Genomic DNA, 11223 nt, shown 5'->3' with positions numbered 1-11223 from the left:
GCTCCTTTCTCGGCCGACGGGCATCGATCTCAAGCGCCTGTCGCAACCACTCTCGATGATCATCGAGCTTCTTCGAGCCCGCCTCGCGCCGGTAACTCAACTCCCTGCGGGTTGACTCCCGCAGCCACGCCTTGATCGTATTCCTCGACAGACTCGTCCGTCTGGCGATCTCACTAATCGACAGCCCCTCGCGGAGCCGCATCCGTCGCACCTTTGCGTACGTTGCCATGGTGTGCACCTCGTCTCCCTGCCGGTCCAAAAGGCCGGCAGGTTAGGTCAGAACACCCTGGTCAATTTTCAGCGAGCAGAACCCTCGATTTATGGTCAATTTTCAACGAGCAGCAACAATGTCAAGCCGAACGCCCACCACAGCGGTTTCTCGTGCTTGATTTCGCTGATGCCGTGATCGTGGCCTGCGCCCATCACCCTTCTCCTGTGACTGCTTGGCTCACGATCCAGGCGTGGTCCACCGGGTGGACGAACAAGGCCCCCGAGGGGAGACTGCCAATGTGTCCTGTTTCTCGAATCAGCTCGACGGCCTGCTCAAAGCGCGCGTCCTCGCAATAGGCCTCCAGTCGAACCTCCAGCTCGCCTTCTGCGCCCATGTCCGCTCGTACGACGGGCGCGTCGGGTTGCACGACGCCATGCACCCGACTGAGCGAGAGGTGGTACAGGCCCGCCTGCTCAAGCGCACGCACAACCGGCTCGGCGTGGGAGGGGCGGATGAATGCAACGATCAGTTTCATGGCAATTTCCTTCAAGCGCCCACACGCTCATGGCATGTCGTTGATTGGCAGCGATTGTTCGATCGTACTGACGTAGATCCAGCCCGCGTCCGCATGTCCGGTTCGGCCGACGAGGCGGAATATTTCCACCGCACGAGCCACGTCGGTGTCGTCGCAGAACAGTTCCAACTGGATTTCGCTGATCACCTGATCTCCGAATTCGACCGAGTACTCCTGTTCTCGCGCACTCAGGGCGCGCAGCAGGCCTTTCACGTCGAACAGGCTCAGTCGCTGGAAGCCTGCGGCTTCCAGCGCGTGGACCAGATCAGAGACCCGGTTGCGGTGCACGAACGCCTTGATCTGTTTCATGGAGCGGTCTCCTGTGCTTTGCGCTCAGCGCGGTTTTCCAGCCATTCGTACAAGACGGGCAACAGGATCAGTGTCAGAAACGTCGAGCTGATCAGGCCGCCCACGACCACCGTCGCCAACGGACGTTGGGTCTCGGCGCCGACGCCGCTGGACAGCAGCATCGGCACCAGGCCCAGGATCGCGACGCTGGCCGTCATCAGCACAGGGCGCAAACGCAAAGCCGTACCTTGGATCACGGCCTCACGCACCGATCGTCCCTTGTCGCGCAATTCGTTGAGGAAGCTCACCAACACGATGCCGTTGAGCATGGCCACGCCGAATACTGCAATGAAGCCGATCGCCGAGGGCACCGACAGATACTGGCCGGTGACAAACAGTGCGAGCAAGCCGCCGATGGTGGCGAACGGCACGTTGGCCAGGATCAGCGCGGCGTACTTGATCGAGTTGAACGCGGTGTAGAGCAGCACGAAGATGAAGAAGATCGTAATCGGCACGATCAACGCCAACTTCGCCAAGGCGCGTTGCTGGTTCTCGAATGCGCCGCCCCACTCGATCCAGTAACCTGCGGGCAGCGTCACCTGCTGTTTGATCGCGGCCTCAGCCTCCTTGACGAAACCGTCAACGTCTCGGCCGCGCACGTCCATCTGGATCACGGCATAGCGCTGCAGTTGCTCGCGGCGAACGAACGAGTAGCCTTCGGCCACACTCACGTCAGCAACCTCCGACAACGGCACCAAGGCGCCGGCGGCCGTGCGCAACGGGATCTTCCGCAAGGCCTCGACCGAATCGCGAGTCGCATCGCTCAACCGCACCGCGATGTCGAACCGCTTCACGCCATCGAGCAGCACACTCACCGGCTCACCGCCCAGGCCATTGCGGACGATGGTGAGCACTTCCTCGGCATTCATGCCGTGACGGGCCAGTTCATCCCGATCGACCTGGATGCGAATCTGCGGCTTGCCGACATTGGCCTCCAGCGACAGATCGGCCACCCCTTGCACCTTGCCGAGGACAGTCTTGAGCTGGCCGCTGATGCGGTCGAGTTCCTCCAGGTCTTCGCCATAGAGTTTCAGCGCCAAGGTCGCACGCACGCCCGAGATCAATTCCTCCACGCGCATCTGGATCGGTTGGGTGTAGCCCGGCACCACGTTGGGCACGACCTTCTCCAGCGTCTCCTGCATGGCTTCTTCGAGTTGCTTGATGTTTCGGCCGGACTTCCACTCGTCCTCAGGTTTGAGGGCGGTGTAGATTTCCATGTAGTTGACGTCGGCAGTTTCGCCTTTCTCGGCGCGGCCGATCATCGCCAGCGTGGTCTCGACCTCCGGAAACTGCTCGAATGCCTTGGCAATGGTGTTGCTGGTCTTGATCGATTCGTTCAGCGAAGTCGACGGGATGCCCGTGACGCGCCACATGATCGAGCCTTCTTGCAACTGCGGCATGAACTCCTTACCCAGGAACGGGAACAACGCCAAGCTCGCCAACAGTGCGACGAGGGCGCTGACCACGACCACCCGCTTGCGTGCCAGCGCCTTGTCCAACAGCGGCCGGTAGCCGCGTTTGATTTTGGCGACCAGCCACGTATCGCGCTCCGGCTTGGGCTTGAGGATCATCGAGGCCAGCACCGGGATCAGGGTCAGGCTCAGGATCAGCGAACCGGCCATTGCGAAGGCAATATTGAAAGCCATCGGCTTGAACATCTTGCCTTCGAGGCCTTCCAGCGCAAACAGCGGCAGGAACACGACGATGATGATGCCGATCGCAAAGGTAATCGGATTGGCCACTTCCTTCGCCGCCGCCAGCACCGCGGAGGTCCTGTCGACCTTCTCGCCGTGTTCGAGACGCTCGGCCATGATCCGGAAGGCGTTCTCGACCATCACCACCGCGCCGTCGACCATCATGCCGATGCCGATCGCTAATCCAGCCAGCGACATCAGGTTGGCCGACAGGCCAACTTGGCCCATCCCGATGAAGGCAATCAGCATCGCCAGTGGCAACGTCACGATCACGACCAGCGCCGAGCGCAGTTCACCTAGGAACAGGAACAGGATGATCGCTACCAGCAGCGAGCCTTCGATCAGGGCCCGCGTCGCGGTGCCGACCGCCTTGTTGACCAAATCGGTGCGCTCGTAGATCGGCTTGAGCACCATGGTTTTGGGCAAGGCGTCACGGACGACATCGAGTTTGCCCTTGACCGCTTCGACCACGTCCTTGGCGTTCTCGCCGATGCGCGCCAGGGCCATGCCCAGCACGACTTCCTCGCCGTCGCGGGTCACCGCACCAAAACGCGGTGCCGGGGCTTCCACCACGGTGGCCACATCGCGCAGATAGACCGGCACGCCGTGCTCGGATTTCAGCACGATCGCGCCGATGTCCTGCGTCGATTTAAGCAGGCCCAAGCCGCGCACCAGGAACTGCTCGCGACCGACATCCATGACGTTGCCGCCAACCTGGCCGTTGTTGGCCGGGATGGCGTTGATGACATCGCCGAAACCCAGTCCACGGGCATAGAGGCGCTGCGGATCGATCTGCACCTGATACTCGCGTTCGCCACCGCCCCAAGAGGTCACGTCGTCGACACCGGGCGCAGTGCGCAGGATCAGGCGCACCGTCCATTCCTGCCAGGTGCGCAGGTCCATGTCGGTGACCTGGTCCTTGCTGACGCCCGGAGCGCGCTCGACCGTGTACCAGAACACTTGGCCCAAGCCGGAGGTATTGGGCCCCATGCTCGGCTTGCCGTAGCCTTCGGGCAGTCGATCGCCAATCTCCTGCAGCCGCTCGTTGACCAGCTGACGGGCGAAATAGATGTCCATGTCGTCCTCAAAATAGACGGCGACATATGACAGACCAAACAGGCTGACCGATCGGATTTCCTGCACTTTCGGCAGACCGGCGAGCGCCGATTCGATCGGGGTCGTCAACAGAAGTTCGATGTCCTCCGCGGCCAGGCCGGGGGATTCGGTATAGACGTTGACCTGGACGGGCGTGACGTCCGGGAAGGCGTCGATGGGCACGTTGCGCACCGCACTGATGCCGAGGAAGGCCACCACCGCGAAGGCGATCAGTACCAGAAACTTGTAGCGCAGGGAAAGTTCGACCAGGCGATTCAGCATGGTGCACCTCCGCGTATCACGAGGGAGAGATCAATGACCATGACCCTCTCCCAGTTGCGCCTTGAGCATCTGCGACTTGACCGCAAAGGCGCCGGCCACGACCACGGTGTCGCCCGTCTTGAGACCTTCGCGGATCACCGTGCGATCGCCAATCACCTCACCCGCACGCACCGGCACGGGTTCCAGCGCGCCAGCCGCATTGCGGCGGAACACCACGGTCTCGCCTTCGAGCTGCACCAGCGCGTCGGTCGGTACCGCCAATTGGGTCGCCGCTTTGTTGTCGGTGTTGGCAGCGGACGCCGCCTCGAAGTACACCTCGACGAAATCGCCACCGTGCAGTCGATCATCCTGGTTCGGCACTTCGAGCCGGACAGAGGCGGTGCGGGTCGCGTCGGAGGTGCGGTGTGCACTGCGCATCACCTTGCCGGCGAGGCGTTCACCGCCCACGACAACGGTGGCCTGACTTCCTGGTTCGATCCGGGAAACCGTGCCGGATGGCAGCTTGGCGTCCACCCACACGATCGACTCGTCAACCAGGCGGAACAACGCCTTGCCTGGTTCGATACGTTCGCCCACGACGAACTCATCCTCAGTGATACGGCCCGCGTGTGGCGCGGTCAATGTGAATTGGCCGTTCACACCGCCACTGGCGGTCCCCGGCAAACCATAGGCCTGCGCCTTGGCGCGGGCGCGATCGACTGCCACCTTGGCCTCGGTGATGCGGCGACCGGCGACGGCCTCACGGCCCAACGCCGAGACACGCCGCCATTCCTGTTCGGCGATGCGCAGCTCGGCTTGCGCGTCGGACACCTCGACGCTCGCCAGCGTGACCAGCGGCGCGCCGGTGCGCACTTCATCTCCGAGCTTGGCGTGCCGACGGACCACGAGCGCTTCGACGCGGGGCGTGATCAAGGTCGTGCCGTAGGCACTGTCGACCACTTCGCCCGGCGCACGCAATTCCTCGCTGAGCAAGGACGGTTGCAGCGTTTGCAGTTTGATCCCGGCGGCTTCGAGCGCGGCTTCGTCCATCTTCACCGGCTCGGCGGCTTCGCCTTCTTCGCCTGCTTCAACGTGCGCTTCCGCACCTTCGGCATGGTCCGCTTCGCCCGACTCGGCGTGATCGGCCTCGGTAGTTTTTTCGGCGTTGGGTGCCTGGGCAGATTCAGTGTCGGACGATTTCGAACACGCGGCGATCGTCAGCAGCAGTGCCGCAGTGAGCGGCAGGGTCATCAATCGGAACGGGGTCATCGGAATGGCTCTCATGGGGTGCCCTCCAAGCCAGCCCAGCGTTCGAGCTGGCCGGTGGCGGCAAGGTAATCGGCGTAGTGGCGCCACAGGCGCGCTTCGAGTTCGGCACCGGCGAGTTGCGTGTCGAGGGTCTGCTTGAGCTGCAGCAGGTAATCGGCGGTGGAGAGTTCGCCCTCGCGCCAGAGCTTCTCCAGCAGGTTGGCGCGGCGTTCCACGTCAGTGCCGCGGCTGCCTTTCCACCGCTTCCAGGCCGAAACGGCCGCGGCATAGCTGTTAGTGGCCCGGCGGCGATCGGTTTCCAGTTCCAGTTGCACGCGCTGCAGATCCGCCTGTGCCATGTCCGCATCGGCTTGGGCGGCGACCACGTCGGCGCGGTAGGAGTTGCGCACGAATAGCGGAATGGTGACGGCGACCCCGACTACATTGTCGGTGGGCCCACCCAGGTCGTACTTCTTGCGTCCGGTGTAGGCGCCGATGGTCGGATCGGCGATGCGGTTGCGCCGCGCCACCGTGACTTCGCGCTCGGCTGCTGTGGCGGCGGCTTGTGCGGCCTGCCAGTCCGGCAGGGTTTCAAGACCGCCATCGATTGGATCTGGCGTAGGCAGCGCATCGGTCGGCAACGCCGTGCCGGCGATCCACTCCGAGGTGCCGCCCACCACGCGAAAACGGGCCTCGGCATCGGCCTGTTCGGCCAGCAGTTGTGCCTGTTCGGCCTGCGCTTCATCGCGGGCGAGAAACGCTAGATCGCGTTCCAGACCGGAAATGTCATCGGCAGCGAACTGCTTCTCGGCCAGCTCTCCAAAGCGGGTCACCAATGCCAACCGACGTTCGCCGGTACGCACGCGCTGCTGCGCCGTCTGCAGGTCGGCCCAACCGGTGAACCACTGTCGGGCGAAATCGCGACGGTGTACTCGTGCTTCAGCGGCGACCTGATCGACACGGGCGCTGGCGGCATCGCGACGGACCCGACGTTTGCCGCTCAGGTCCAGCGTCAGGTTCAGGCCGGCACTGGTCGTGCGGTCAGCGCCTTCATCGTCGCTGGATAGCTCCAACTCTGGGTTGTACAGCGGCTGTCCCGCGGCGGTCAGGTGGGCACGGGCTGCGGCCAATTGCGCCTCGGTCGCGCGGTAAGACGGGTGTTGCTGCCAAGCGGCTTGCAGCGCCTGGCGGATGGCGGGCGGAGCGATGCTGGCGTCAGTGGCCCAGGCAGGTGCGAGCCAAGGGCCTATCGCCAGCAGGGCGACGGCCGCACGTACGACGAAATGTCGTCGTGACAAACGGAAAACAGGCATGAATCAATCCTCTGAATCGACAATGTCCTCCGGCACTCGGGTTAGGTGCGGAGGGCTGGCAGGTGTCGATCAGGTGATCGGGGGTCGAAGCTCCACGAACGTAGGCGCGCTGTGGGCCGTATCCGGGGCGTAGCCGAACCCCTCTTTCGCCAAGCACATCGTCATGGCACAGGTCGACACGGGAACAGCGGCTGCATGATGGCAACCGCAGTGGGTGCAGGTACCTGCATGCGGCAGCGAACCCTTGGTGGGTTCTCCACCATCGGTGTCGGCCTGGGCAGCGGTCATCACGGTTTCCGGGGACACTCCGTAGGACAACCCCAAATCGGCGAAGTCGTGCTTGGCACAAGCGGCGGCCAGGCCGATTTTCATCGTGAACACCAGCAGCATCAGCACCGCCAGCCACGCCGAAGCGCGCAGACGGCCGAGCAGAGTGCCGGGAGCGGGAGTGGTCGCAAGCATCAGCACATGATACCGGCAGGCCGGGCTGTTATGAAATTGCATCAGGCAACGCCTTCTCCGAAGGCGACTTGGGCGAGTGGCCGAACCAGGGCGACATGGTCTTACTCGGCCGCATTGCCGGGGTTCCGCGCATCCTGCCGCGCCTGCCGTGCGTCGCCGAGGATTTCCACAGCCTCCTTGATGACGTACAGGCCGATCAGGGTGCCGATGATGTAGTCCGGATAGGGTGAGCCGAGCCATAGCACCAGCACACCGGCGAGAATCACGCCTACGTTGGCCACCACGTCCGCGCGGGTGAACAGCCAGGTTGCTCGCAAATGCACCTCACCTGACTTCAGCGGCGCCAGCAAGCGCAGCACGTAGACGTTCACCGCAAGCGACAACAACGCGGTGCCGATCATCCAACCACTCAGCGGCTCGGCGCCATGCAGCACGCGACGCCCCACTTCGATCAATACCCCCACACCGAGCACCAGCAGCACGCTACCGCTCAGCCAGGCCGCATTGGCCTTGAAGCGAGCGGTCCGCCCAATGGCAATCAATCCGATCGCATAGGCTGTGGCGTCGGAGAGCATGTCCAGCGCATCGGCCAGCAGGCCGGCGGATTGTGCGATCCAGCCGGCCACACCGCCAATGACCGCCATGGCCGCATTCAGTACCAGGGCAATCCACAACACCCGACGCTCAGCAACATTCTTGGCTTCGTGATGGAAACCGCAATCGCTCATGGCCTGGATCCTTGTTCTTCAACGTCGCGAAGCGCAAGACGTGGATCGGGAATCTTGCGAAGCAAGACCATCACTTTGCTGCCAGTCCTTCCACGCACCTGACAACACGTGCGCGGCCGTGTGCAGGAACAGCGCCGCGACCAGCGCGCCGATGACCAGATCCGGCCAAGCCACATCGAGCCAGGCGACCAGGCCGGCGGCCGCGATCACGCCGAGATTGTTGACCAGATCATTGCGCGAGCACAGCCAGACCGAACGCATGTTCATGTCGTCGCTGCGGAACCGGGTGAGCAGCGCAAAACAGGCCAGGTTACCGACCAAAGCCACGGTGGCCGCGATAGCCATGACCAGAGCCAGTGGTTCGGTGCCGAACCAGGCGCAACGACCGACCTCCACCAGCACCGCAACACCGAACAACGCCTGGATCCAACCCTTGAGGAACACGGCCTTGCTGCGTTGACGCAGCGTGCCGCCGATCACCCACAGACTCAGCCCGTAGACTAGCGCATCGCCCAGGCTGTCCAGCGAATCGGCCTGCAGCGCGCTGGAATCGCCCCACCAGCCGGCACCGAACTCGCCAGCGAACAGCAACAGGTTGATCGCCAGCACGATCCACAACACACGTCGGCGGGCGTGGTCAGTATTGGCGCTCAGCGCCGCCGCCGTGTCGTGGCATTCACATTGGCTCATGGCATCCATCTCATGATTTGGCCTCCCGTGCCAAGGCGCGTGAAGTGCGGGTATTGACGAAGAAGCCGATTGCCGCAGCGATTGCGACGGTCAGCTGCGCCAACAGCGACTGCCAGGACGGGTAGACGCCGAGCCATTCGATGCGAGGCGCGGTGACCAGCACCTGCGACACCCAGCCAGCCTCCTGCAAGGCAGCGACGCCTTTGCCGACCAGAATGACCGCCAGTACCGCAATGAGGATCGAACTGATCGAGAAAAACCGGCCGATCGGCAGGCGCTTGCTCATGCGCAGCATCCAGTACGCCACCGCGGCGAGAACCACGCTTCCGGCCACGAGGCCCGCGATAATTGCGCTGGAAGCCTGTTCGCTCCACATCGCGATGTAGAACAGGATCGTCTCGAACACCTCGCGATAGACCGCGACGAAGGCCAGCAGGAACAGGAAGATCGCCGAACGCCGCGTCAATGCCGCCGACATCTTCGCGTGCAGATACTGCTGCCAGCGCCCGGCCAGACTCTTCTGGTGCATCCAGATGCCCACGCTCAGCAACACCACCGCAGCGAACAGCGCCGACACACCTTCGGTGACCTCGCGGTTGGTGCCACTGATGCCCACCAGATAGGTCGCCACCATCCAGGTTATCCCCCCGGCCAATAGCGCGCCGATCCAGCCGGCATGCACAAAGGGCAGCACCTCACGGCGCTCGGCCTTGCGCAGAAACGCGATCATGCCGATCACGATCAGCAGCGCTTCCAGGCCCTCGCGCACCAGAATGGTGAAGCTGCCGAGGAAGGCCGTAGTCGTATCCATGTCCGTGTCCTGCAGCACCGTCTCGGCGCGATCGAACAGCTCGGTGATCTGCACCGCCTGCGCCGATACCTCCGCCGGTGCGGTGCCCTGGCCGATCTGGGTGCGGAACCGGGCCATGGCAGTTTCGATGTCCCGCATCAAGGCGGCATCGCGTGTGGCCAGCGTCGGCTCGACCGGCTCCACACCATCCAGATAGGCCGACAAGGCCAATGAACGGGCCTGTGCAGTGTCGCCGGCGGCATAGGCACGCTGGCTGTCGGCCAGTCGCTGCCGCGCCAGCGCGAACGGTCCGCGGTTGTCGGCAACCGGTTCGTTCACCGCCTGCGGTCGCGAGCGCAGGTAGGCGATGATCGCCGAGGCCTGCTCGGCGTCCACCGAAGCGGCAAGTCCGACCTCGCTGGTGCGCGTCAAAGCTTCGAGCGTGGGAATGCGCCCGCGCAGTTCGGCATCCTTTCGCCACAACGCCTCGCCGTCAGTGCGGGCCTGCGGCGAATACGCCAAGCTGCCCACGTAGAACGCCAGCGCCCAGCGGTCGCCTTCGGGCAACGCGGCAAAGCTGGCCATCCCGGTACCCGATACGCCCTGCGAAATCACCTCGTACAGGGCGAACGGTGTGCGCTGGGCAGCGCGGGCGGCGTCGGTGAAGGCAATCGGCGGGGGATCCAGCCCCGCCGCAGCCGAACCGTCACCATGTCCGGTGGGGCCGTGGCAGACCGCACACTGTTGGGCGTAGAGCGCGGCCGCACGGGCCGGCTGGGGCGGCGCCGCCGGCACCGCCCCAATCGGGTAGCTGGCCAGCACGTCGTCAGCCAATCCACGAGCGAGTGCCGCCACTTGCTCAGGCTCGACCTTGGCCGCCACCGCCGCCACCAGCCGATCGGCCTGCGCGACCAATGCCGGCTGCTTCGGCGCGGCAGGCAGGGCTGCCAACTGTGTTCGCACTGTGTCGGCGAATTCCTGCATTTCGGCGTATTCGCCCGGGACCACCACGCGCCCGTGCTGGACCGCGCCAGCGTAGTCCACTGCGATGTAATCGAGCATTTGCCAAGCTTGGCGCGGATTGGCTTGGCTCGGTTCAGCGGCGCTCGCCGGGAGGGATGCGGTCACCCAGGCCGCCAGTGCGACGATCAGGAGGTTGCGTGTTGGCGCTCGTTGAAAACTGACCATCTCTGCTCGTTGAAAATTGACCAGGGATAAAGGCCGGGGAGAGCTCCCTCGGCGTGGTCGGAGTGTAACTCCGAGCGTGGGTCGGAGGGGATCAGAAGGGTTCTTCGATCACCTCCTTGGATGCTCGCTGCTTGGCCTGCTCACGCGACTTGATTCGGGCTTTGGCCTGGCCGCTGCTCTGGTGGAATCGGTAGGATTCATTGCCCGTCTCGACGATGTGGCAGTGGTGGGTCAGTCGGTCGAGCAGAGCCGTGGTCAGCTTGGCGTCGATGAACACGTTGGCCCATTCGGCAAACACCAGATTGGTGGTGATGATGACGCTGGTGTGTTCGTAGAGTTTGGATAGCAGATGAAACAGCAGCGCGCCGCCGGCCTGCGAGAACGGCAGGTAGCCGAGTTCGTCGAGGATGACGAGATCGAGGTGCATGAGCTGGTTGGCCAGTCGACCGGATCGTCCCGCGGCCTTCTCCTGCTCCAACTGATTGACCAGATCGACGGTGGAATAGAACCGCACGCGCTTGCCGTGGCGGGTGATCGCCTGGATGCCCAGCGCGGTGGCGAGGTGGGTCTTGCCGGTCCCGGTGCCACCGACCAGGACGATGTTCTCGGCCCGCTCGGTGA

10 protein-coding genes and 1 pseudogene are annotated in these 11223 nt (G+C 63.9%); all 11 read right to left on the bottom strand.

Going from position 1 to position 11223, the window contains the following annotated elements; translation table 11 throughout:
* Nucleotides 1-229 (bottom strand): annotated as a pseudogene (locus BM125_RS20510) (hypothetical protein); the annotation flags it as partial.
* A gap of 193 nt (nt 230-422) precedes the next feature.
* Nucleotides 423-746 (bottom strand): P-II family nitrogen regulator, encoded by a 324-nt coding sequence (locus BM125_RS19135; protein ID WP_139225122.1) that lies wholly within the window; start codon nt 744-746, stop codon nt 423-425.
* Between the two features lie 27 nt (nt 747-773).
* A complete protein-coding gene (locus BM125_RS19130) occupies nt 774-1094 on the bottom strand; it encodes a P-II family nitrogen regulator (protein ID WP_092410989.1) in 321 nt (106 codons plus the stop codon).
* Entirely contained in the window at nt 1091-4204 is a 3114-nt protein-coding gene (locus BM125_RS19125) for an efflux RND transporter permease subunit (RefSeq protein ID WP_092410987.1), read from the bottom strand. Before BM125_RS19125 ends, BM125_RS19130 begins: the two co-directional genes overlap by 4 nt.
* Nucleotides 4205-4234: 30 nt before the next feature.
* Entirely contained in the window at nt 4235-5467 is a 1233-nt protein-coding gene (locus BM125_RS19120) for an efflux RND transporter periplasmic adaptor subunit (protein ID WP_092410985.1), read from the bottom strand.
* A complete protein-coding gene (locus BM125_RS19115; protein ID WP_092410983.1) occupies nt 5464-6744 on the bottom strand; it encodes a TolC family protein in 1281 nt (426 codons plus the stop codon). The genes BM125_RS19120 and BM125_RS19115 overlap by 4 nt, the downstream gene beginning before the upstream one ends.
* A gap of 69 nt (nt 6745-6813) precedes the next feature.
* On the bottom strand, nt 6814-7248 hold the full coding sequence (locus BM125_RS19110; protein WP_139225121.1) for a hypothetical protein: 435 nt from the start codon (nt 7246-7248) through the stop codon (nt 6814-6816).
* Nucleotides 7249-7307: 59 nt separating this feature from the next.
* The gene (locus BM125_RS19105; protein ID WP_092410979.1) at nt 7308-7934 is read right to left on the bottom strand and encodes a cation diffusion facilitator family transporter; all 627 of its coding nucleotides are present in this window, start codon (nt 7932-7934) and stop codon (nt 7308-7310) included.
* An 18-nt stretch (nt 7935-7952) separates the two neighbouring features.
* On the bottom strand, nt 7953-8624 hold the full coding sequence (locus BM125_RS19100; RefSeq protein ID WP_092410995.1) for a cation efflux transmembrane domain-containing protein: 672 nt from the start codon (nt 8622-8624) through the stop codon (nt 7953-7955).
* A 10-nt stretch (nt 8625-8634) separates the two neighbouring features.
* Nucleotides 8635-10602 carry an FTR1 family protein gene (locus tag BM125_RS19095; protein ID WP_092410977.1) on the bottom strand — a complete coding sequence of 656 codons (1968 nt, stop codon included), beginning with the start codon at nt 10600-10602 and terminating at the stop codon, nt 8635-8637.
* A gap of 91 nt (nt 10603-10693) precedes the next feature.
* Nucleotides 10694-11223 (bottom strand): IS21-like element helper ATPase IstB (gene istB, locus BM125_RS19090; protein ID WP_139225120.1); only part of this gene is annotated, 530 nt, incomplete at its 5' end.

It is taken from the genome of Dokdonella immobilis, assembly GCF_900115085.1.
Taxonomy (GTDB): domain Bacteria; phylum Pseudomonadota; class Gammaproteobacteria; order Xanthomonadales; family Rhodanobacteraceae; genus Dokdonella; species Dokdonella immobilis.
The sequence above is the reverse complement of the archived record's forward strand: the minus strand, read 5'-3'. Positions and strand labels throughout refer to the sequence as shown.